Annotated in this window: 20 protein-coding genes and 1 other RNA gene; 12 read left to right on the top strand and 9 right to left on the bottom strand. The window is 60.4% G+C overall.

Annotated features, from left to right (window positions below):
• Positions 1-37 precede the first annotated feature (37 nt).
• Positions 38-589 (top strand): P-loop NTPase family protein, encoded by a 552-nt coding sequence (locus ABD704_RS04815; RefSeq protein ID WP_425565399.1) that lies wholly within the window; start codon positions 38-40, stop codon positions 587-589.
• On the opposite strand, the gene ABD704_RS04810 is transcribed toward ABD704_RS04815, so the two are convergent.
• Genes ABD704_RS04810 through ABD704_RS04800 form a run of 3 tightly spaced genes read right to left on the bottom strand, consistent with a single transcriptional unit; the run spans position 586 to position 2,880 of the window.
• Positions 586-1,083 (bottom strand): 5' nucleotidase, NT5C type, encoded by a 498-nt coding sequence (locus ABD704_RS04810; RefSeq protein WP_344698544.1) that lies wholly within the window; start codon positions 1,081-1,083, stop codon positions 586-588. The genes ABD704_RS04815 and ABD704_RS04810 overlap by 4 nt on opposite strands.
• Positions 1,083-1,460: a hypothetical protein gene (locus ABD704_RS04805; RefSeq protein WP_344698543.1), complete on the bottom strand. Its 378-nt coding sequence runs from the start codon at positions 1,458-1,460 to the stop codon at positions 1,083-1,085. Before ABD704_RS04805 ends, ABD704_RS04810 begins: the two co-directional genes overlap by 1 nt.
• A 25-nt stretch (positions 1,461-1,485) precedes the next feature.
• Positions 1,486-2,880 (bottom strand): UDP-N-acetylmuramate--L-alanine ligase, encoded by a 1,395-nt coding sequence (locus tag ABD704_RS04800; RefSeq protein WP_344698542.1) that lies wholly within the window; start codon positions 2,878-2,880, stop codon positions 1,486-1,488.
• A gap of 277 nt (positions 2,881-3,157) precedes the next feature.
• On the opposite strand from ABD704_RS04800, the gene ABD704_RS04795 reads away from it, so the two are divergent.
• The 6 genes from ABD704_RS04795 to ABD704_RS04770 all read left to right on the top strand — a co-directional run bounded on the left by ABD704_RS04795 (position 3,158) and on the right by ABD704_RS04770 (position 9,960).
• The gene (locus ABD704_RS04795) at positions 3,158-3,811 is read left to right on the top strand and encodes a PilZ domain-containing protein (protein WP_344698541.1); all 654 of its coding nucleotides are present in this window, start codon (positions 3,158-3,160) and stop codon (positions 3,809-3,811) included.
• 873 nt (positions 3,812-4,684) lie between these two features.
• A complete protein-coding gene (locus ABD704_RS04790; protein ID WP_344698540.1) occupies positions 4,685-5,284 on the top strand; it encodes an FxDxF family PEP-CTERM protein in 600 nt (199 codons plus the stop codon).
• Between the two features lie 348 nt (positions 5,285-5,632).
• Entirely contained in the window at positions 5,633-7,054 is a 1,422-nt protein-coding gene (locus tag ABD704_RS04785) for a glutamate-cysteine ligase family protein (RefSeq protein ID WP_344698539.1), read from the top strand.
• Positions 7,042-8,067, top strand: coding sequence for a M14 family metallopeptidase (locus ABD704_RS04780; protein WP_344698538.1), 1,026 nt, complete (start codon positions 7,042-7,044; stop codon positions 8,065-8,067). Before ABD704_RS04785 ends, ABD704_RS04780 begins: the two co-directional genes overlap by 13 nt.
• 860 nt (positions 8,068-8,927) lie before the next feature.
• Positions 8,928-9,185 (top strand): hypothetical protein, encoded by a 258-nt coding sequence (locus ABD704_RS04775; RefSeq protein ID WP_344698537.1) that lies wholly within the window; start codon positions 8,928-8,930, stop codon positions 9,183-9,185.
• A 484-nt stretch (positions 9,186-9,669) separates the two neighbouring features.
• The gene (locus ABD704_RS04770; protein ID WP_344698536.1) at positions 9,670-9,960 is read left to right on the top strand and encodes a hexameric tyrosine-coordinated heme protein; all 291 of its coding nucleotides are present in this window, start codon (positions 9,670-9,672) and stop codon (positions 9,958-9,960) included.
• 190 nt (positions 9,961-10,150) lie between these two features.
• Here the strand turns inward: ABD704_RS04770 and ABD704_RS04765 are convergent, their stop codons facing one another.
• Positions 10,151-11,062: an aKG-HExxH-type peptide beta-hydroxylase gene (locus tag ABD704_RS04765; protein ID WP_344698535.1), complete on the bottom strand. Its 912-nt coding sequence runs from the start codon at positions 11,060-11,062 to the stop codon at positions 10,151-10,153.
• Positions 11,063-11,144: 82 nt separating this feature from the next.
• A complete protein-coding gene (locus ABD704_RS04760; RefSeq protein WP_344698534.1) occupies positions 11,145-11,336 on the bottom strand; it encodes a hypothetical protein in 192 nt (63 codons plus the stop codon).
• A gap of 79 nt (positions 11,337-11,415) precedes the next feature.
• Between ABD704_RS04760 and ABD704_RS04755 the strand changes: the two genes are divergently transcribed.
• The 3 genes from ABD704_RS04755 to ABD704_RS04745 all read left to right on the top strand — a co-directional run bounded on the left by ABD704_RS04755 (position 11,416) and on the right by ABD704_RS04745 (position 14,047).
• Positions 11,416-12,423 carry a hypothetical protein gene (locus ABD704_RS04755; protein WP_344698533.1) on the top strand — a complete coding sequence of 336 codons (1,008 nt, stop codon included), beginning with the start codon at positions 11,416-11,418 and terminating at the stop codon, positions 12,421-12,423.
• Positions 12,424-12,892: 469 nt separating this feature from the next.
• A complete protein-coding gene (locus tag ABD704_RS04750; RefSeq protein WP_344698532.1) occupies positions 12,893-13,696 on the top strand; it encodes an LD-carboxypeptidase in 804 nt (267 codons plus the stop codon).
• Between the two features lie 84 nt (positions 13,697-13,780).
• Positions 13,781-14,047 carry an SWIB/MDM2 domain-containing protein gene (locus tag ABD704_RS04745; RefSeq protein WP_344698531.1) on the top strand — a complete coding sequence of 89 codons (267 nt, stop codon included), beginning with the start codon at positions 13,781-13,783 and terminating at the stop codon, positions 14,045-14,047.
• Between the two features lie 81 nt (positions 14,048-14,128).
• Here the strand turns inward: ABD704_RS04745 and ABD704_RS04740 are convergent, their stop codons facing one another.
• Positions 14,129-14,869 (bottom strand): NUDIX hydrolase, encoded by a 741-nt coding sequence (locus ABD704_RS04740; RefSeq protein WP_344698530.1) that lies wholly within the window; start codon positions 14,867-14,869, stop codon positions 14,129-14,131.
• Positions 14,870-14,955: 86 nt separating this feature from the next.
• Positions 14,956-15,228, bottom strand: a complete 273-nt coding sequence (locus ABD704_RS04735; RefSeq protein ID WP_344698529.1) for a hypothetical protein — start codon at positions 15,226-15,228, stop codon at positions 14,956-14,958.
• Positions 15,229-15,335: 107 nt separating this feature from the next.
• Here ABD704_RS04735 and ssrA point away from each other — a divergent pair.
• Positions 15,336-15,678, top strand: a transfer-messenger RNA (tmRNA) gene (gene ssrA, locus ABD704_RS04730).
• 148 nt (positions 15,679-15,826) lie between these two features.
• Complete coding sequence (locus ABD704_RS04725; RefSeq protein ID WP_344698528.1) at positions 15,827-17,863, top strand: amidohydrolase family protein; 2,037 nt, start codon at positions 15,827-15,829, stop codon at positions 17,861-17,863.
• A 73-nt stretch (positions 17,864-17,936) separates the two neighbouring features.
• On the opposite strand, the gene ABD704_RS04720 is transcribed toward ABD704_RS04725, so the two are convergent.
• Together ABD704_RS04720 and ABD704_RS04715 are read right to left on the bottom strand one after the other, a co-directional pair.
• Positions 17,937-19,901: a tetratricopeptide repeat protein gene (locus ABD704_RS04720; RefSeq protein WP_344698527.1), complete on the bottom strand. Its 1,965-nt coding sequence runs from the start codon at positions 19,899-19,901 to the stop codon at positions 17,937-17,939.
• A gap of 19 nt (positions 19,902-19,920) precedes the next feature.
• Positions 19,921-20,823 carry a PEPxxWA-CTERM sorting domain-containing protein gene (locus ABD704_RS04715; RefSeq protein WP_344698526.1) on the bottom strand — a complete coding sequence of 301 codons (903 nt, stop codon included), beginning with the start codon at positions 20,821-20,823 and terminating at the stop codon, positions 19,921-19,923.
• Positions 20,824-20,974 lie beyond the last annotated feature (151 nt).

The raw sequence follows: 20,974 nt of genomic DNA, 5'->3' as shown, positions 1-20,974 counted from the left end.
GCAGCATGATCCCGCCTGGAACTGAGGAGTCGGGTTCATGATTACGCGGACCAGCCAGCCGGCAAGCGGGGCGATGCTGATCTCCGAGATGAAGGAGTTCGCAAGCTTCCCCAAAGCGACGCAGCGATACGTTCGCCGATCGCTTGATGTGGCTTACGGACGCCGAGACCCGATTGAGTGCTGGGCACGTGACGAAGGCGAAGCCGCCTCGATCCGTGCGCAGGCTCGCCTTTACAAGCAGCTCGATCATCTGCGCCTTCAGGTGCCGGACGACAGCGGCCTCGACATGATCGAGCCGTTCATTGGCATGCTGATCACCGTCGCCGCGTTCGATCTCGGCCAGGACCGCCTGCACAATTTCGCTTCGTATCGCTTCCTGTACGAGCGGCTGATCGGCGCGGCTGCGCGCCCGTGGCTGCCGGCCGCTTTCTGCTCGGCCGCGGCGCTTCCGCACCTCCACCCAGATCGCCGCCGGATTCTGCTGCAGTCGATCAGTGAGAGCGCTGCGACGGCCCCGGGCTGGTCGAGCCGGGAGCCGGTCTTCTGGCCCGAGTGGGTCGAGAAGGTCGACCTCAAGGCCGCCGCTTAAGCGAGGCGCTCAGGCGCCTTCACCGACGGAAATATGTTCGCCAGCTGCCGCAGGCTGTCCTCGGCATTCTGGTGATGCACGAACGTCACGCCGGTCGCTTCATAGGTTGCGCGATGGTTTTCGCGGTCGTCGACCAGCACGTCGCCGGGATGCATGTGCTTATGCTTGTCGCGCGCCATACAAGTGATGATCGGCACGCCTGGAAAGTGCTCGGCCGCCCATTCGATCTTCTGCGGCGCTGCCCATCTGCCGATCGGCAGGCCGGTCAGGATCGTCGGCTTCAGGTGCTTAACACCGTCGAACAGGATCTGCGCGTCGGGCATCTCCCCCAGCGCGCCATAGAAGTTCTTAGCACTCGCCAGCCGTTTCCAGAAGCTGCCCCCGCCATGCTTTGCCTCATAGGCGCGCAGCGACATGCCGAGCAGACGCCTCGCACCCTCGTCGAAGTCGGCGAGGACACCATCCAGGTCCAGGAACAGGCGCGGCTCGGGCATCAGAAACGCGCCGGTTCGAGCTCGACCGGAATGGGGGCCTCGAGAGGCTCCCAACCCTTGTCGCGAAGGACGTCGTTGCTCTCGCGCGCCGTGCAACCGGGGCCGAGCGACCAGGTGATGTGATAAGTCGACCCGCCCGGCCGGTCCGTCGTGCCGTCGAGCTCAACCGCCAAACATTCCAGGCTGTTGCCATCGTCCGCGCGACCGACAATTTGCGCGTTCTGACTGCGGGGCAGCGGCGTATTCGACGTCGCGCCGACCCGCAGCGTGACGTGATCGGCGATGACGTTCTCGTACTTTGACGGGAAGTGCTGAAGCAGCGCCTCTCGCTCATCCGGCAGTAGCTTCCAGCCCGTCACAGTGCAGCGTTTCGACATGCCTGATCGACGCGGCCGCGGGCGATCAGTTCCGCCGCGCGAGGCGCTCGACCAGATCGTTCGCGAAGTCGATCAACGTGTCGTCGCGCGCGCCCATGACCAAGATGCGATCGCTCGTCTTTGCTTCCTCGACGAGCGCGTCGCCGATTCTTGCGCGTTCGGCGATGTGCTTGGCGGCGCGCCCGCGCGACGAGACCTGCTCCACGAGCCAGTCGGAGCCGCGCGCCTTCTCAACGGTGCCGCCTTGGTACACCGGGTCGGGCAGGTAGAGCTGGTCGCCCTCGGCCATCCCTTTCGCGAGGCTGGTCGCCAGTTCTTCGCCCATCTTGGTCAGCGGACCATAGCCGTGCGGCTGAAACATGATCAGCAGCCGCCCGGGCTGCGCGCGGAGCGTGGCGAGCGTTGCGTCGATCTTGTCCGGGTTGTGCGCGAAGTCGTCGATGACGGTTACGCCGCCAGCTTCGCCGACAGTCTCCAGCCGCCGCTTCAAGCCTTCAAAGCGGCCGATGGCGTTCACCGCATCCTCGATCCGCACGCCGAGCGCGCGGCTGGCGGCGATTGCGGCAAGCGCGTTCGACGCGTTGTGGCGGCCGGGGACCGACAGCCGCACGTCAAACTTCTCGCCCTCGGCATGAAGCACGAATGTCAATCCGTTCGGCAGCAGCTGCAGGTCGCGACCGCGGAAGTCGGCGCGCGGCGCATCGAAGCCGTAGCTGACAGTCTTCTCCGGCACCGCTTCCGCAAGCGCGCGTGTTTCCGGGTCGTCGAGGTTGAGCACCGCCTTGCGCGCCGAAAGCAGGAAGCCGGCGAACAGGCGCCGAAGCTCCTCCATCTCCTTGTGGTCGAGGCTGACGTTGGTCAGCACCGCAATCTCCGGCCGGTAGAGCGCTATCGACCCGTCGCTCTCGTCGACCTCGCTGACGAACAGTTCAGGATCGCCAACTAGGGCGCTCGCGAAGGGCGCGTCGGGCGTGACGAAATTCTTCATCACCGCGCCGTTCATCACCGTCGGCTGGCGGTGCCCCGCATGGAGGATCCAGCCGATCATGCCCGTCACCGTCGACTTGCCGCTGGTGCCGCCAACGGCGACGCTGTGGTATGCGTCGTTGAGCAGCTGCGCGAGGAACTCCGGCCGAGTGAGGTGCTCAAGGCCGAGCTCCTTCGCCCGGACGACATCGGGCACCGTCGGCTCGACGGCCGCGGAGGTGACCAGCGTCATGCCTTCCTGAAGTCCCGTTCCGTCCTGAGGAAACAGCTGGATGCCGAGCGAGCGGAGATAGTCGAACTTGTGTGGCGTGCGGCCAGCATCGAGCGAGCGGTCGGACCCGGCAACGCGCGTGCCGCCGGCCCGGACGATGCTGGCGAGCGGAAGCATGCCGCTGCCGCCGATACCGCTGAAAAAGACGGGTGAATCGATCATTCCCGGGCCCTAAATGGCTGGTTCGAACTTGGCCAGCGCGACGCGCAAGCCGCTTAAAGTCATTGAAGTCACGGAGTGACACAGCATTTTGCGCGACTTTAGGGCGTTGAGCGGCTGGAAATCTCGGATTTCAAAACGGGGCGGCGCCATGCGCCCGAGCCAAGCACCCGAATTCCTATTAGGAAAGAGGATGTCCTGGGACACTGCAAACGCGTGGTTTCGACCCGTTGGGGGACATTAGCGACTCATTAGGTCTCACGCGCGAAAATGGGCTCAGATGGCTAGATCCTTGTCGCTAACCAGCTTCGTCATGGAGCATCGCCTGCCCTGGGCCGAGGGGAGCTCGCCGGCGCCCGCGAATGCTGGGCGGTTCGACCAGGCCGCCATAATCGATAGCGGACATCGGAGCGCTTGCAGCAGCATCCTTAGCGTCTCGTCGCTCGGTGCGATCCTGAGCGGTGGGACCGCCTTCCAAAAAGGTGAGCAACTGGCGATCGAGCTTGTAACGGGGCAGCGTCCCGCGGCGACGGTAGACTGGGTTCGCGGCGACGAGGCCGGTGTGCGGTTCAAGCAGCCGATCGACGTGCTCGCGCTCATCAACCGGACGCTCATCAATCAACCAGCCGAACGGCGCACGATGCCGCGAGTCGAGATGCGCTGCGGCGTTCGCCTGAAGTGGGGCCTCACCGTCTGCGACGCGGTTCTGCGCAACATCTCGGCACGTGGAATGCAGCTGGAGGCCGAAGGCTTGCCGGCAAAAGGTACCTACGTATCCATTCAGATCGACGGCCTCATCATACCCGCCGGCGAGGTCATGTGGCGGAAGGACAATCTGGCCGGCATTCAGCTGATGGGCGAGTTGGGTTGGTCATCGCTGATGCCTTGGATTCGGAAGACATGCGGCGGCGGCGGCGGCGACGACGCAGCCTAGTTGAGGGCGTCCGCCCGTTCCTGTCCCTTCCGGCTTAGCATCCGCGTTCGACCCAAAGCTGCCGTTAGCCGGCAAGCTTCGACCCATTGAGGTAATAAGGCCGACTTTAGCCTGACATCTTGTCGGTTTTAGTTGCAGCGGATCGGACTTCGTATCCGCGAGCAGCCGTCCGGCAGAGAGACCAGCGTGCTCTCCCGAGACGCTTCTTCGTCCAACTCCGCCGCAAACCTCAGCAGCAGCTCGCTCCAGGTGGGGTCTTTGCTGTGAGCAGTGACATTACGGCATTCACGGGCACGTCCCTTCTGAAACGTTCAGAATCATCGGACATTCGCTCCCAAACTTTTGGTCCGAGTGCCCGTTTCAATTATTTCGTCACCGTCATGCTCCTTTGCGATGACATCGTGCCAGCGCCCTGGGCGCTCATCGGCCCGGAATCCCCATCGCGGCTCGGCCAGGGGAAGCCAAACCGAGCCGCGGACCGCCACTCTGCATCTCACGAGCCAGAGGACGGGCCTCAATCGGAAGCTTACTTCCTTCGAGGTAATACGCTGCAGCCAAAATTGGCTGGCTAAATTACTAGACTCAGTGAGCGGGGAGAACGAGTTGGTGAGATGAACTGCGCACGGGTCGTAGCTAGCATTGCTAGTAGCCCCCGACGACCGTCAATCCTTCATATGCTGCGCAGGCAATCGTTAAGCTCAACCTGTTCGCCGCATTGCGAGCTGAGCAAAGCTGCCGCATCCATCACCCTTAGTCCCAAAATGGGAGAGTTGTCGCAATACAAAGGCTGGAGGTTGGGTTGTGCGATTTAAGCGTCGCGGTAAACAAATAGGTAATGCCCGAACAACAAGGCGATTACTAATGCGACGGACGATGATTGCCCTCGCGACAGCAGCAGCTGTCGCTCTTTCTCCAACAGCAGCCAATGCGACGAATGTCGTGCTGACTCCGAACACGACTTTCGGGTTTCCTCCTGGCGAGTTCGCCTATTTTTTCACGAGCGGCGGTATTTCGGGGCCGATCGATGCTACATTTGGACATCAGGGCATTCCGGGCGTCTCGAGCGTGGCAGGAACTGCTTTCACCGACATGTTTAACTTCATCATCAACGACAACGGCGTTGGAAGTGGTTCCGTCACGACGTCAGTTTCGTTGCAGGGTAAGAACGGCGCGACCGATACCGATCTTTTGTCGGTATTCATTAACGGCATCCTTGCAACGCATACCGTCGACAACGGCCTGACTGATCAGTGGTCCGTCACCGACGTGCCCATCTATTTTGGTGTCGTGAATAACATCACAATCAACGGAATCTCGCGCGGCCAGGGCCATTATGCGGGAACGGCTGAGTTCACGCCGGTGGCTGCGGTCCCGGAGCCCGCGACCTGGGCAATGATGCTTCTGGGCTTCGGTGTCGTTGGGTTCAGCATGCGTCGCAAGCGCAAGACGGTGCTGATCAGGCAATTCGCGTAAGCTATTCGGCCATTTGGATAAGGGCGGTCCGGCAACGGGCCGCCTTTTTCTGTGGCACTCGGCGGGGAGAATTCGCCGCGTTAAACCGAACTGTTGCCCGTGTCCCAGCTGTAAGTCTGCATGAACTGCCTTCCGGTACACAAGCACGAGAAGGTCACATCTAAAGAGACCGCCTGCTCACTGTGCACTGGCGGGAGTTTGATAAACAACTCAAGTCCACCGCCATTGCAATAGATCATCGCAAGTGGCGGTTTTCAACCCATTCCTGCCATTAGCGGAGTGTCTGCTTTCGACCCAAAGCGGACATGAGCGGCATGATTGTCTATACCTCGATCAGAGAGTGAGGGCATGGGCCAGGAAATCCGAGGTCGCGAGTTTTCCGGACAGGATTTCGCACGGTTTCGAAGTCGGCTGGCGCTAGAGACGCAATCGCTGCGCAATGCCTTCGCCGCCGGGCAATGCTCGGACGCCGGTCCCTTCATCGGCCTCGAGCTCGAACTTTGGTTGATCGACCACAACTTCTTCCCAGCCCCGCACAACCAGTCATTTCTCGAACGCCTTGCTGACCCATGCGTGGTTGCCGAGCTGTCGCAGTTCAATATCGAGATCAATGCACCCGTTGAACGGATCGAAGGCCGTTGCTTCCATCGCATGCATGAGCACCTGTCAGAGACCATGCGGCGCTGCGCTGCCAACGCGCACGACGACGTCGACACCGTCATCGCCATTGGGACTTTGCCGACCCTTCGGCAGCAAGACCTTTCCCTCGAGGCGATGACCCCGTCTCACCGTTACCAAGCGCTCAATCATGAAGCGATGCGGCTTAGAGGAGGCATACCGCTTAACATCGATATCGATTGCGCGCTGCCTGGCGGCCACCCCTTTCTCGCCTGTTTCAAGCATGTGATGCTCGAGGCGGCCGCTACATCCTTCCAGCTGCATCTGCAGGTGCCACCGGACGTTCTATCGCGCACGTACAATGCGTCGCTGGTGTTGACGGCCCCGCTCGTGGCGATCGCGGCGAATTCGCCCTTCCTGTTCGGCCAGCCGCTTTGGAAAGAAACGCGGATTGCGATCTTCGAACAGTCGCTCCAGCAGTCTCATGGCCCGGACCGCGTGACTTTGGGAACCGATTACGCCGGAGAAGATATCACTGAACTGTTTGAGGAGAATCTGAGGGAGTATCCAATCCTGCTGCCGGTCGAGCCGCGCGACCCGGTGCGGTGCTACTCCTGCCTGCGCCTCCAGAACGGCACCATCTGGCGCTGGGTACGACCGATCGTCGGTTTCGATCCAGATGGTAAACCGCACATCAGGATCGAACAGCGTGTTCTGCCTGCCGGGCCGACCGTGCGCGACATGATGGCCAATGCCGCGCTATACTTCGGCGCTGTCCGCATGCTCGCGCGCGATCTCGATAATCCGGAAATGATCCTGCCTTTTGCTCTAGTGCGGGAGAATTTCTACGAGGCGGCTCGCCTCGGTCTTGATGCAGAAATCCATTGGCTGAGCGGACAGCGCAAGCGCGCCATTCGCGATGTCCTGAGCGACCTTGTTTCACTCGCGGCGGAAGGACTTGCAGCGCAGGGAATGGATGACGACCTTATCGATCATTATCTGAGTATCATCTCGCTTCGGCTGGCCGCCGGTCGAAACGGCGCCGAATGGCAGCTTGCGCATTTCAATCGGCATGGCGACCTGCACAAGCTAACGGCCGCCTATCTGGAGAACCAGAGAACGGGCCGACCTGTCCACGAATGGCCACTCTGACGAACGTGCCAACGACGCGTCTTACCATCCGCGATTCGCTACCGGATGGCCTTCTCAGCTGCAGAGCGCGTGATCTTCATCTGATATTGGACGGCCCAACGCTTATCGAGCTGCCGGGGAAGACCGAGCCGCCCCTGTTCGTTTCCACCCTTCTTCATGGCAATGAGGATTCTGGCTTAGGCGGAGTGCAGCGCGTGCTGCGCAGCTATTCGGATGCGCTGTTGCCGCGGTCGTTGATGTTGCTGATCGGCAATGTTCAGGCGGCGCGCCAGGGAATGCGACGTTTGGACGGGCAACCCGACTATAACCGCATCTGGCCCGGTGCACCGAGCGATGGTCAAACTTTCGAGCGGCAGATCATGGCGGAAGTGCATGCGCGGGCAGTGAACCGGCGCGCCTTCGCGGCCATTGACCTGCACAACAATACCGGTCGCAATCCGCATTATGCAGTCGTCTGCGACCTCGATCCACACACTCTCGGACTTGCCGTCTTGTTCGCGCGCCGTGCCGTCCGCTTCCGCGGCATCCCGGGAACCTCCACGGCCTCATTCGCCGGCGTCATTCCCGCCGCCACCGCCGAGTGCGGGCTCCCGCACCAAGAGGCCAACGAAAAAGCTGCAGCGAAATTCCTAGATGCCGTGCTCAATCTTGATGAATTGCCGGAAGGTCCGGGCGACCGCTCGGCGTTCGACCTGTACCACTCACTTGGCGTTGTGCGTTTGAGAAAGGAAGTGAGCTTCCTATTCGGCGCAGACAAAGCCGACATTTGCTTCGATCCCGGGATCGACGCGCATAATTTCGAAGACTTGCTGCCAGGAACCATCTTGGGCGCGACGGTTCATCCCATGCCGCTCAGAATGATCGACGAAGCCGGGCGCGACGTCGCGGAGGAATATTTCGAAGTCAGCGGAGGTAGACTGAGGCTGCGCAAGAAAGTCGTGCCGGCGATGCTCACCACAGACCCGCGCATCGTCAGGCAGGATTGCCTTTGTTACCTGATGGAACGTCTCTGATTTCATCGCGAATGTCGCTGTCCCACCCATTCCTGCCGCTAGGCGCAGATGGCAGCTCTCGACCCAAACCCGACATTAGACCCACTAGGCGGTTACAAGCCTGCCGAACTCCGCTTTCCTCGGAGGTATCGACTTCCTGGTCGCCACTCGGCCGGGCGCCAAACGTTCACTTTGGGTTGGCACATGGGCGAGCTTTAAGATGGTTCGATAGGTGTTTGTTCATTTCGAAGGCAGCGTTGGTCCGAAGCAGGGATGCGGTTGTCTGGGTAGAGCCAGGGTCGATCGCTGCGCCGTTTGGGCTTGGCAATTGCGGATTCGCATCGGTCGGCGGGCATGGCGCTGACGCGGCAACGTCCTGCTTGGCTGCCTGGCCGGCGGGTGCAGTAGCTTCAATAGGCGGTGCCTGCTGCGTAACTACGGCCGTGCTGGTTTGTGCGGAGGGGACAACATGTGTCGTTGCTGTTTTTGCAGTCTGCGCCTGAGCAGTTGATGCCGGCGCTAACAGGGCTCCGATAATAATAATGAGTTTCATAACTTCCGCCTCGCAGTCTGAAGTGAGGTACGGGCCACCGAACGACTCAGATGGGCGACCAGCGCGCTATACGCTTCGCGCTTTACCGCAGTAAGTGCCCGAACCCTGTGGCGAGCGTCAGGGCGAAACACGAGACAGTATGTGCCCGCCTTCCACCCAAACCGGCCGTCCTCGACCCATTGCAGATGTTTGGCGTAAGCGGCGCCTTCAACGCCATAATTTGGAAGGCTGAAGCGAAACATCGCCCGCAATTTGCGGCGGTCACTTGATATATCGCAGATTCACATCACCGCGGGAAGAACTCGCGGCAAAAAGTGGAGATCTGCACATGATGATGTCAACCATTGTGGCGGTTGCCCTTGGAGTTGCTCCAGTGGACGAGAACGGAACAGTGCGTATGATTAGTTCAGACTATTCGCGCGAACTTGGCCGGTACTCGCAATTTGTCGATCGTCGGGGCACCACGTTTGTAAGAGGTCGTGATACCAGTGGCCGTGCCTACGACATCACGATCGACAGGAACGGGTACGTTGAAGCCTCCGTCGGCGAGCTAACAATCACCTTCCGGGCCGAAGAACGAGTTTGAGGCCGCCGCGGGCAACGGAAGCTAAGAGAACTCAACGTGCCAAAATTTGGCACTCATCCGTCGGCTTCGCTTTCAATGACCAAAAGATCGAAGGCCATCTCACCAACTTCGTTGGATCTGTCCCATGCTCGAAGATGTTGCGTTCAGTCTCGTTACAGGCGTTCTCATAGTAATCATCGCCTGGGTTTTCAGCTGGCGCGCGGCCGCCACGAGGACTGCGAGGGCGTGGGTACGCGTCCGCGCGCGGTGAATTGGCCGACGACGGCGCAGCTTTGGCCGTTAACAGATCGTCCGTTTGTGGCAGCTTCCGACCCATTCCTGCCATTAGCCGGTAGGTCCGCTTTCGACCCATTGCTGCCGCTATCCCGGCAAGCTTCCGACCCCTGTAGGTAATTAGGCCGCCTTTAACCTGACATCTTGTCGGTGTTAGTTGCAGCGGATCGGACTTCGTATCCGCGAGCAGCCGTCCGGCGGAGAGACCAGCGTGTTCTCGCTCACCCAAGGGAGCCGTCAAATGGTCCAGGTGCCGGACAAGCCACTCGTGCCCGACAACTCATTGATCACCGCCAGCCCCGAAGACGGACGAGCTTTAGCGATCATGCTTTCCCGACACTCGATCCACGCTATGCAGCGCGAGCTTGAGGTGCTTACCAATGGGCGTGCTCAATATTCTCATGATCCGTACGGACTTATCGCCGCGAGCCACGTCATCGCCGTCGAGTTCGCAACCATAGCCGCCGCGAATAACTATTGGCGGGTTGAGCCAGTCGCCTAACCTCTGCTTCGGCCAAGGCGCAACCGCTCTCCAGCATTGCAGACATTATGTCGGCGTGCTCCGCTGCAGCCGGAGGAACAAATGTGCTGGATTGATAGTGGCGGCTTTCGACCCATTCCAGACATTAGCCTGGTTGTCGCATCGCTTGCATACCTAGCAGGTTCCAACTGCGTTGGAGCGTAGCAGTTCGTCACGCGACGGATAGCATATATTCCCGAGCCGCTTCGATCGCGGATACGCCTACCTCGGTGAGTTTCGCGCCGTCCCGCACGACTCGGTCTCCGAGTTCAAAGTTCCTACGGTGCGTGGCTAAATCGGCTCGCGCGCTAGATGTCTGCTCCTCATCTAGCACCCCAGAACCAAGCAGACGGCTAAGCGTTTGATGCATTCTGGCGACGACGTAGGTCGCGTGAAAAACTCCATCCATAGGTCGGGAATCTGCCCGCAAAGGCGAACTAAAGAGCTCGTCATCGGCATTTTCGACTAGGGGGCCGGAAGCCGAGAAGCCGAATAGCAAATTGTGTCCGCTCTCGTGAGCAAGCGCCTGCGCTGAGTCGAGAACACTCTTCTGCCCGCGTGCGTTCAACAGGATCGCGCCCCACATCATGTAGGAAGAGGCCCCGTCGAACGTGAGTGCCTTTGGATCTTCTGGGCCAGCCGCGACTACAATTTCGCGGAGCAATGCGCGGACTTCTGCAGCCATCTCCGGGAACCCAACTTCGAGCAGGCTCATCGCCTCGCTTAACTGCTCGCGATAGGCTTGCATCAGCTCCGCACCGGGCGCCACGGCATAATCCATGCCGGACATAAGCAGGCGTCGGTATCGATCCTGCTGAAGAGCAGACAATTCATCAATCGAGATAATGGCGACGCTGTCTGCTGGGGCTCGCTGCGACAGCTCTTTGGCAAGAGTGTGCGCTAGTTCAAGGTCATTGCGTTCAAGAGCGAAGACTAGGTCGTAATAGGCGCCAAAAACGTGGGGCGACTGGGGCGTGGACAGAATATGCTCGACCACTGCGCGCGCCGCAGGTGCCGTCATCTTTAAGTCGACGCCCACTTCCTGGAATACGTACTCCAGGGTCTCGCCTAGTCGCTCGCGCATCCCTCGATCAAGGGCGCAGCCGCGCTCCGCAGCCGGTTCGAAGGTCGCAGCTAGGCTGCGGACTTCCGCAGCCACCTGTTGGTTACGCTTTGAGGCCAACCTTGGCGCCAATCTTGGTGCCGATCTTGGTACCAACCTTTGACCCAACCTTCGTGCCGGTCTTCACGCCAACCTTGGGGGCCGCGACCCCGTCGCGCACAGCGTCGCGCGTCTCGGTGATCTGCTCGAAGCCAAGCATCCGATTCCAGTCCAGCTTCCGTGCCACTTCGCTCATCAGGCTACTCCAAAGATAGGTTGGAAGGCGGTTGCTATTATATTAGCGTTTACCGGGCAAGATATCGTTGGGGGCTGTCTTGATCCTGATCATCACAACACCGGAGCATCGTTACACACACCTGAACCTTTACAGGGACACGGCCCTGGACATCGAGGTCGCTAGCTATGACGATGTCCTCAAGCGCAGGACTCCGCGTCGCGCCACGCACGTCTTCACAGACTTAGATCGCCTACCCAGTTGGCGGGTGCACGAAGCCGCCCTGATGTACAGGAAGGTGAGGGACGCAGGGTTTCGAGCACTCAACGATCCCGCCTGCTTCCTCGGCCGTTTTGGGCTGCTTCGGGGCCTTAATCGGGCGGGTATCAACGACTTTGACGCGTACCGCGTTGATGGGATTGAAGCTCCTCGTATATGGCCAGTGTTCCTTCGGTTGGAAGGGGACCATCACGCTCCTGTCTCGGGACTGCTTGAAGACCAAGCTTCGCTGAACCGCGCTTTGCAAAAAGCGATCGAACGTGGCGCTCCCCGATCTGCGTTGCTAATCATTGAGTATGCCGCTGAGCCTGTACGGTCCGGCTTGTACCGTAAACTGTCCGTATTCCGCGTTGGGGACAGGATGCTTGGATACACGTGTGTTCATGACGACAACTGGCTCGTGAAATACGGCACTTCGGGTATTGCGACCGCGGACCTCTACGACGAAGAATACCGCTTAATTGCGGAGAACCCTTTCGGAGCGGCTGCGAAGAAAGCGTTTGATCTGGCCGGGATCGAGTACGGTCGGGTCGACTTCGGTCTGGTTGGGGGCAAGCCACAGTTCTACGAGATCAATAGCAACCCGTACGTTAGTCTCGAACCAAAGGCGCCGAACAATGAACGGCGTAGCGCGAGCCTCAAGCTCTTTCGCACAAACTACATCGAAGCCGTTAAGGGGATCGACTTCGCTCCAAGAGGGAGTTGGCGCGTGAAGTCTTCGGTGGCAGCACGTAGAGCCGAACTGTTCCCCGGACGCGCAAGTCGAGTGCTGACACGAGTATTCCGAGCAAGACCTGGAACCCCGTCAGCGGAACGGGTCACAACTTAGCGCTATTTGGCTAATGTCCGTTTTCCACCCATTTCTGCCATTAACACTATGCCACGCTCCATCCAGGACAGCCCTGACGTCGTTGAGGCTCGGCGGCGGCTGGGTTAGGCTTAGCCATGTCCAACAGCTCCCTCGCGATCCTGCTGTCGTTGGGCCTCGCGCTTTTCCATCTCCAGCAGGTGGACATGCTATCTGGGTCGATCGGAGAATATTGGGACCGACGAGATTCCCGTGCGCGAGCTTCGAAAATCTTGTTTGGCCTGAGCTTGCTCTCATGCGGTCTGATGCTGTTCAGCCCGATTTTCGGAATATGGAGTGCCGTTTCTCTGATGGCGGTATCACTCGGATTCTCGATGAAAGAATGGATTAAGTAGCGTCCACTTTCCACCCAAACCTGCCGCTGCCGAGCAGCTTTCGATTAGAACTTCGACCATTGCGGAGATTGGCGTCGCCAACCTAAGCAGTGCCGATGCGGATTGCTGTTGTTGCCCCGAGTTGCACGCTCAAGCGCGAAGCCGCGGACGCGGTTCAGGCCATGGCGGCGGCGCGCGGGGATTGCGATCTTGCCATTCACCCGCAGTGCTTCCTGTCGGACGGCCATTTCGCCGGGCCGGACGACGCTCGTCTGGCGGCGCTGCGCGAGGTGATGGCGGATCCCGCGCTCGACGCGGTATGGTTCGCGCGGGGCGGTTACGGGTCGAACCGGATCGCCCAAGCCGCAGTTGTTGACCTGCCCGACGCGGCGCGCGGCAAGATGTACATGGGCTATAGCGATGCGGGGTTCCTCCTCGGCGCGTTTCACAAGGCAGGCCTGGACGTCGCGTGGGGGCCGATGCCGCAGGACGTCGTGCGCGACGGCGGCGAAGCTGCGGTGACGCGCGCGCTCGACTGGATGGCGCGGCGCGAGCCGGCTTCGCTCGAGCCGGACCTTCGCCAGCCGGCGATGGCGTTCAACTTGACCGTGCTGTCGAACCTGCTCGGAACACCGCTGGAGCCCGACCTCGCCGGTGTCGACCTGCTTATCGAGGAAGTCAGCGAGCATCTCTATGCAACCGACCGGACGATGTTCCACCTGACCTCGTCCCCGAACGTGCGGAAGGTGGCGCGGCTGCGCCTTGGGCGGGTTGGCGATATCCTTCCCAACGACCCCGATTTCGGACGCGATGAGCTCTCGATCATCGAAGATTGGTGCACCCGATCCGGCATCGCTTACGGCGGCCGCGCGGACATCGGGCACGACGCTCAGAACCGGGTCGTTCCGTTCGGGCGTTAAATTACCGGATTTTCCCTCTGCAACAGCATTGCAAAGCGCCCCGCTTTGCGCTCTATCGACACTAGGAACAACAGGAGGGCCTCGATGGCACAAGGCGCACGTAAAGCAGGGGGCGGCCTCGCTCGCCCAGTAACACCTTCGGCGGACCTCGCCGCGATCACCGGCAGCGATCCGCTCCCGCGCAGCCAGGTCGTTTCGAAGATCTGGGATCACATCCGCAAGAACAACCTGCAAAACCCTCAGAACAAGAGGGAAATCGTTGCGGACGACAAGCTGAAGAAGGTCTTTGGGGGTAAGGACCGTGTCAGCATGTTCGAAATGAACAAGCATCTGTCGAACCACTTGAAGTAGGTTTCAGGAGAGGTCCAGAAGATTGGGGATCCGCTTCGGCGGGTCCCCTTTTTGCATGGAGGAAGTGCGACTCGGTCCGCTTCAGCCGCGCCAGAGGCCGTCGAGACGCTCCTCGGTGACCGGAAAACCGAGGTGAGAGGGGATGGTGATGAATCTTTCGCCACCGCGCTCCTCCACCCAGGGCGAAACCGGTTCGATCGGATAACCGCGCGCATCGGCGTGAATTTCATCGAACGAGCCATGCTGGGCGAGGCGCTCCAGGGTGCGGCGCGTCGGGAAGATCAGGCGCGCTTCGCCGCGGCGATCGCGGTCGAGAACCTCCGTTGCGGTCAGCCATGAAGCGCCGGCGCATTCGCCTTCGATGACCGAAGGCTGCCATTCGCCGTCTGGCGCCCTTGCGACGAAGAAGAGCGTGTCGAACCGCCGGACCGCGTGAAACTTCGGCACCCAACGCGCGAAGGGCGTCAGCGTATCGGCGTCGATCGTCAGCCCATGCTCGACAAGCTGTGCGGCGAGCGGGCGATCGGCGAGCAGGGCGCGCTGCAGTGAGTGGGCCGCATCGACATCCGGCGTCGGCTGCAAGCCTACCGGCACAGCCGTTTCCTCCAGCGTTTCCCGGATCGCGGCGACGGCATGCGGGTCGATCCCGAGCTTTTCCGCCAGCGCGCGGTCGGCAGCGTCGATGCGGCCGCCAGGGAAGACGAGCGCGCCGGCTGCGAACGCCATTCCCTCCGCGCGTTCGACCATCAGCAGTTCAGGCGGACCGGCAGGCCGGTCGCGAACCATGATCAGGGTCGCCGCAGGGATCGCCTCGTCAGCCATGGCCCAGCATCTAGGCCTCGCGCGGGTAAAGAAAAAGCCGCCGAGAGAATGTCCCGGCGGCCTTGTCTTTCGCGCTTAGGGCGCAATTACATCCCGCTGACGTTCTGTTCCTGATCGTCGCTCGGGTTGGAAGTGTTGTCGGCCGCCGGCGCGGTCGCGTTGAGCTCCGCCGCCTGATTGCTCAGGGCTGCCGCTTCGCTGTTCGCAGCGTCATTCGCCGCGTCCGAGGCTGCCTGATTGAGGTCTTCGGCCGCGGGCTGGTTCAGCTCCGCATTATTCACCTGGTCCTGGTTGTTGGAGCTGCAGGCCGACAGGCCGAGCGCGGCGACACCCGCAACCACAAAAGCAAGTTTTTTCATATGTTTGAGTCCCCTGAACGTCTGAATGGCTGGAAATGTCTTATCAGGTCTCCGTACGGATTTTCCAGAGGCAAATGTGGCCACGTTTTCCGGCGGTCCGGAGGGGAATCCTTGAGATTGGGGCGCGGATCGCCTATCTAAGTCGGTGCCGGGCAACCGGCTATGTCGGTAGAATGTTAGGCGGAATAGGCACTTCGGACCCGGGGGGCAGTACCCCGGCGCCTCCACCACCAGCAGCGCTGAGGCGCGGTTGCTGATGGGGGCGAAATAGGATCGACGAGTGTAATAAAGGCCTGATTGCCGATCGGTTTGAGCCACCGCGACGGTTCATTCACACAAGTGCCAACGATAACGAGGCGCTCGCGATTGCTGCGTAACTGACGTTCTAACGAACTGACGTTACTAGGCTTAAGCGCGGTTGGACCCCACCGGGCAACAGAAGGGGATTCCAGCGGTACGGGGAGCACCGGGCAACAGAAGCTCCCCACTTTCCTCAAATTCAACTGCTTGCAGCAGACTGAGCTCGCTCGTCGAAGGAACGGTTGCGAAACGGCCGTTACCGCGCCACGGTCGGCCGCATCATATCGGGGGATCAGCAATGCGCCGTTTCATGCTCGCCGCACTTCTCACTGCCAGCGCGGCAAGCGCGCTCGCCGCCCAGACGCCCAAAGAGAAGCTGATGACGCCACCGGCGAACGCGACGCATTTTGTCGTGATCTCCGAGGCCGGCAAGCACGGTGACGAATGGGCATGGACGATGCCCGACGGCAGCATGGCCTTCCGTGAATCTATCCTCCTGCGCGGCCTCGTGTTCGAGCAGGACGAAGTGGTGAAGGTCGATGCGGCGGGCAGGCCGACGAGCATCACCATCCGCGGCGTCACCCCGAGCGGGGATTCCGGCGAGACCTTCGCCATCGATAAGGCAATCGCGAAGTGGAAGTCGCCGGTCGACGAGGGCGAAGCGCCGGCTGGGAACGCGGTCTACAACACGTTCGGGGGCACGTTCCTGTCGTCGAGCGCGACCGTCGCGCCATTCTACAAGGCAGGCGGCAAGGGCGTCGACCTCCTTCCATCCGGTCACGGTACGCTTGAGCCCTCGAAAACGACATTGTCCGTAACCGGCCCGGCCGGGCCGAAGACGATCCGGCTCTATTTCCTGAAGGGGATCGGCCAGTCGCCGCAGCCGGCCTGGCTCGAGAACAACGGCAAGCTGTTCGGTTTTTGGGGCGGCCTCGGGCTAGTTCCGGCGGGTTACGAAGGCAACCTCAAGGCGATCATCGCGGCACAGGAAGCAGCGATTGCCGATCTCGCGCCCGCAATTGCCAAGCGGCTGCTGACCGCGGAATCGCGCAAGCCGATCCTGTTCCGCAACGTGAAAATCTACGACGCCGACAACCAGAAATTCGTCGAGGGCCAGAACGTCGTCGTGGCCAACAGCAAGATCCAGATGGTTGGGACGATGATGCCCAAGATGACGGGCGACACGCGCGTCATCGACGGCACCGGCAAGACGCTCGTCCCCGGCCTGTGGGACAGCCACATGCACATGTCGGACGATTTCAACGCGCTCAGCGAGGTCGCCATCGGCGTAACATCGATCCGCAACCCGGGCGGTAGCATCGAGCTCGCGCAGTCGCAGGCCAGTCGCCGCATCGCCGGCACGTTGGTCGACCCGGAGGCGTTCACCTCGGTCATTGTCGACCGCAAGGGTCCTCTCGCCGCGCAGGGCAGCATCACCGTCGACAGCCTCGACGAAACGCTCGCCGCGGTGCGTAAGATCAAGGCGGCGGGCATGACCGCCGTGAAGTTCTACACGTCGATGAATCCGGCGTGGATCCCGCCTGCGGCCAAGCTTGCGCACGAGTTGGGCCTCCACGTTCACGGCCACATCCCGGCGGGTATGCGGACGCTCGACGCGGTGAATGCGGGCTATGACGAGATCACACACATCTACTTCGCGACAATGCAGGCGATGCCCGACGATGTCGTCGCCAAGTCGAATACGACGCTGCGGATGACCGGGCCGGGCCGCTACTTCAAGGACGTGAAGTTCGACGCGGAGCCGACGCGGACGGTGATCAAGACGCTGTCGGAAAAGAAGATCGCGGTCGATCCGACTTTGGTCGTCGTTGAAGGCGTGCTGATGGCCAACGCGGGCACCGTTTCGCCGGCCTACACGGCCTATGTCGGAACGCTGCCGCCGGCGACCGAGCGCGGCTTCAAGGCGGGCCCGATACCGTTGCCGGAAGGCACGACCCGCGCCGATACTGCGGCGAGCTTCAAGCACATGACCGAATATGTCGCGGCGATGCGCCATGCGGGCGTTCCCATCGTCGCCGGCACGGACGGTTCAGGGCTGGAGCTGGTGCGCGAGCTCGAGCTTTACGTGCAGGGCGGCATGACGCCGGCCGAAGCGCTGGCAACAGCGACGATCGCTGCGGCACACAACGTCCATGTCGACAACCGCACCGGCTCAATCGTTGCCGGCAAGGAAGCCGACCTTCTCCTAGTCGATGGCGACCCGGAGAAGAACATCGGCGACCTACGCCACGTCGATAAGGTCGTCCTCGACGGCGCATTGCTGGACGGCGACGCGCTTCGCAAGGAAGCGGGGTTCAGCGGCAAGCCGAAGTGAATTGTCGCTAATGTCCGCTTTGGGTGGAAAGCGGACACTCGCCTCGGTACGGAATAAGATTCCGGCTAGCTTGCTAGATCGCATTCTGAAGACGGGCTTCCGCCTTAGCACCGTAGTCAGTATCTTTCTTCCATCGATCTAGAACGAGCGGCGAACTTGCTCGAATAAGAGCGCGGCCGGCCGGGTTGCCTTGCGCAAGCAGGCATGCTCCCCGAGTATTTCCGACCCAAGCCATTCGCCAGGGATCGGTCGGGTATTGCTTTTTCATGAGAGGAGCAGCCTTGGCGAGATCCGACAAAGCTGTCTTGAAATCATGCCGTCGACATCGGAGATCCGCGAGGTCAACCATAATCGGCGCTATCAGGCGATTGTTATGGACCTCTGCAGCGCGAAGAGCTCGCCCGAAGAGGTCTTCAGCTTCTCTCGTCGCGCCAAGACCATCCTTTGCTAGCGCTAAGTTCGAAAAAACGAACGCAAGGTCGTCATGCGTGTCGTTACGCTGACTGAGATACAACTGCTCGCTGCGAGTAAGGAGTGCAGCAGCCTGGGCATACTTGCGTTGCTCGAGCGAAACCCGACCAAGGTTGTTCAACAAGTTCCCAAGGTCCGGATGGTTGGGCCCTAGGATTTGTTCATCGATCGCTAGCGCGGATCGCCAGAAACGCTCAGCCGCAGCAGTATCCCGCTGAAGATAGGCAGCAGTTCCTACGTCATTCAGATCTTGAGAGACAATCGGATGAAGTCGTCCGTTAACCGCCAACCGAATGGCCAGTGCTTTCTCATAGCTTGTGCGGCTCGCCGCCAAATCACGTGCATATTGTGATGTCAGTCCGATCGCCTCGAAGTCGCGGGCGACGTTTTCAGAGTTAAATCCCTCTCGCTCCCCGTCCCACTTGAGCGCGGTCTTGCTGGCCGCCAGTGCCTCATCATATCGGTCGAGCGCTGCCAGCGCCTCCGCCTTACCGATCAGCAGTCGGGAGTAGAGCGACGGGTCCTGTAACTCTGCCGGCTTTTCGATCTTCCTCAGGGCAATGTTAAAGTTGCTGACAGCTGCATCGTAGTTGGCCTGCAAAGCTTGCGAAGCTGCGAACACGCCAATTTGCCTCGCTCGCGTTTCGTCTCTCGTTACGGGGAGCGAGAGCGCAGCTCGGATGAGCGAGTCCGCGCGTCGATAGGAGCCAAGCCCTGTGTAGACCTCGCTCAATGTACTGATGAGCTCGGCTTTGACATCAGGCTCATTAGCGAGCTGACCTTGAATTTCCCGGGCGCCTCGATCCAACACCTCCAGAGCGGTAATCGATCGGCCCTTTGCTTCCGATGGATCGGACACCTGGAACAGACCTTTCACAAAGTCTGTCGTGCGCTGCGCGGCTAACGTCTGTTGCCGGGCGACGTCTCGCTGCCGAACAGCATCAGCGCGCGAAACGAAGGCAAATATTGTGAGGCCCGCCATCACGATGAAGCCAGCGCTTGCTGCCGTGGCAAGCATCAACAATTGCCGCTGTCGCCGCGCATGTTCGCGTTGGCGAAGATCGTCGTAACGAACGTCGATGATTCCAGCCACGAGCTTCAGGAAAGCAGCGCGCTTGCCGTCCCCCGTCTTCCGAGCATCAGCGGCTAAGGGTTCATCGCCCAACTCCAGCAATGCGGGCGGTAGGATGTCGACTTCGGGTGGTGGTTCGCCCCTGGGATCGGCTTCGGGGACGATCAAACACTGGATCCGGTCTCGACGACCTAATGCCGCAAACTGGCGGACCTCTTCATTGACCCACTTGGATTTGGCCCCGTTGCTGGAACAGATGACGATCAGGGTATGTGATTGTCTGAGCGCCTCCTGGACGGAACTTGCAAGATTGGTTGAAGCGGCGAGTTCCTCTCGATCCTGGAACACTGGCGGCAGGCGTCGGTCTAGTACTCCGACGGGGCTAGAGCGGCCAATCAATGCCTTTGGCAGGCGGTACCGCTCCAGCTCTCGATGAATCCACTGTGCCCATCGCCGGTCTTTATGATTGTAACTGATGAAGGTCGAATAGCGCACGGCTTCCGCCTTCGAGTGTTCAGTTTACCAAAAGCCTGCGTCCTCGGCGGAATGCGAACCCTATAAGCCCGAAGCCGAGAAGCATGGACGACCACGTGCTTGGCTCTGGGACAGCGGCTGAGTTCCGAAAAACGAAATCCCAAGTCCCTTGGTGAAAACCAGGCACTTGTTGGCCTAACGAATAGCCAACAAGCTGGGAGGGTGCGTTTGCCGGATTGAATGTGTCGGCGGAGAAGCTGAGCCCGGCGAGATTGAAGCCGATGTTACCGCACAGTGCGCCGCACTCCAGGATCAGTTCGAAGTCACCCGCACTACCTGTCGACGATAGGTCGACAAAATGAAACAGGGACGAATCTGTCATTGGTCCGTAGCAAGCCATGGCAATGCCGCTAGTGTCGCAACCTGGAGCACCAAAAGGCGGCGGTGCCATGCTTGCCGGTGAGACGTTCCCGAATTGAAAATAGGAGGCTTGGCTGACCGGGTGCATTGGCGTTGATGTTTGAGTTTCGTTACTGAGCCTAAGCCCAGGCACATCTTGTCCCAAAGTGCCCCCATTGACCGTCGCGAAGAGGTTATCGGTCGCGCTAAAGTTTAGTCCGACGACGGCAAAGTTCAGTCCGTTAATTTGCGTGCCGAAGCTGGTTGGCAGCTGGACTGTCACGTTTGAACGGGGTCCGCTGCCGTAATTGACTGAAAAGGGGAGCGGAACTGTATCCCCTTGGCCAGCATCCGCCCAGATTTCGCTCGTGAAGTTGTCGATAACGATACCGCGGCCAGCTTCAGCTGGCCCTGCAGCAACTCCGAGCCCAATCAGAATCAAAAGTACGGTACAGAAAAGTTCCGCTCGCGCAGCTAAACGCTGCTGCCAAGAAACTCGGCGCATGTGAGCCCCCCAATAGTGAGGTAGCGTAGCTTTCGTCATGCATGCCCCCTCAACTCGCCCCAGAGTCCAATCGCAACCATCGTGGTTAACGAAAATTAAGCAAGTTAAATCCCGCACATGGTTGTTTTTACGGTCAATGAGGCAGGATGAGACGATGGCCAATGGCGGGAATGGGTCGAAAGCTGCCACT

This window comes from Sphingomonas limnosediminicola, assembly GCF_039537965.1.
Taxonomy (GTDB): Bacteria; Pseudomonadota; Alphaproteobacteria; order Sphingomonadales; family Sphingomonadaceae; genus Sphingomicrobium; species Sphingomicrobium limnosediminicola.
The sequence above is the reverse complement of the archived record's forward strand: the minus strand, read 5'-3'. Positions and strand labels throughout refer to the sequence as shown.

What these genes read in the sequence shown, in the direction of transcription:
- ABD704_RS04740 (WP_344698530.1), bottom strand. Translation starts at nt 14,869, where the DNA reads ATGGCTGACGAGGCGATCCCTGCGGCGACCCTGATCATGGTTCGCGAC.
- ABD704_RS04760 (WP_344698534.1), bottom strand. Translation starts at nt 11,336, where the DNA reads ATGAGCGAAGTGGCACGGAAGCTGGACTGGAATCGGATGCTTGGCTTC.
- ABD704_RS04725 (WP_344698528.1), top strand. Translation starts at nt 15,827, where the DNA reads ATGCGCCGTTTCATGCTCGCCGCACTTCTCACTGCCAGCGCGGCAAGC.
- ABD704_RS04780 (WP_344698538.1), top strand. Translation starts at nt 7,042, where the DNA reads ATGGCCACTCTGACGAACGTGCCAACGACGCGTCTTACCATCCGCGAT.
- ABD704_RS04715 (WP_344698526.1), bottom strand. Translation starts at nt 20,823, where the DNA reads ATGACGAAAGCTACGCTACCTCACTATTGGGGGGCTCACATGCGCCGA.
- ABD704_RS04745 (WP_344698531.1), top strand. Translation starts at nt 13,781, where the DNA reads ATGGCACAAGGCGCACGTAAAGCAGGGGGCGGCCTCGCTCGCCCAGTA.
- ABD704_RS04810 (WP_344698544.1), bottom strand. Translation starts at nt 1,083, where the DNA reads ATGCCCGAGCCGCGCCTGTTCCTGGACCTGGATGGTGTCCTCGCCGAC.
- ABD704_RS04790 (WP_344698540.1), top strand. Translation starts at nt 4,685, where the DNA reads ATGATTGCCCTCGCGACAGCAGCAGCTGTCGCTCTTTCTCCAACAGCA.
- ABD704_RS04805 (WP_344698543.1), bottom strand. Translation starts at nt 1,460, where the DNA reads ATGTCGAAACGCTGCACTGTGACGGGCTGGAAGCTACTGCCGGATGAG.
- ABD704_RS04815 (WP_425565399.1), top strand. Translation starts at nt 38, where the DNA reads ATGATTACGCGGACCAGCCAGCCGGCAAGCGGGGCGATGCTGATCTCC.
- ABD704_RS04750 (WP_344698532.1), top strand. Translation starts at nt 12,893, where the DNA reads ATGCGGATTGCTGTTGTTGCCCCGAGTTGCACGCTCAAGCGCGAAGCC.
- ABD704_RS04800 (WP_344698542.1), bottom strand. Translation starts at nt 2,880, where the DNA reads ATGATCGATTCACCCGTCTTTTTCAGCGGTATCGGCGGCAGCGGCATG.
- ABD704_RS04735 (WP_344698529.1), bottom strand. Translation starts at nt 15,228, where the DNA reads ATGAAAAAACTTGCTTTTGTGGTTGCGGGTGTCGCCGCGCTCGGCCTG.
- ABD704_RS04795 (WP_344698541.1), top strand. Translation starts at nt 3,158, where the DNA reads ATGGCTAGATCCTTGTCGCTAACCAGCTTCGTCATGGAGCATCGCCTG.
- ABD704_RS04765 (WP_344698535.1), bottom strand. Translation starts at nt 11,062, where the DNA reads ATGCGCGAGCGACTAGGCGAGACCCTGGAGTACGTATTCCAGGAAGTG.
- ABD704_RS04785 (WP_344698539.1), top strand. Translation starts at nt 5,633, where the DNA reads ATGGGCCAGGAAATCCGAGGTCGCGAGTTTTCCGGACAGGATTTCGCA.
- ABD704_RS04775 (WP_344698537.1), top strand. Translation starts at nt 8,928, where the DNA reads ATGATGATGTCAACCATTGTGGCGGTTGCCCTTGGAGTTGCTCCAGTG.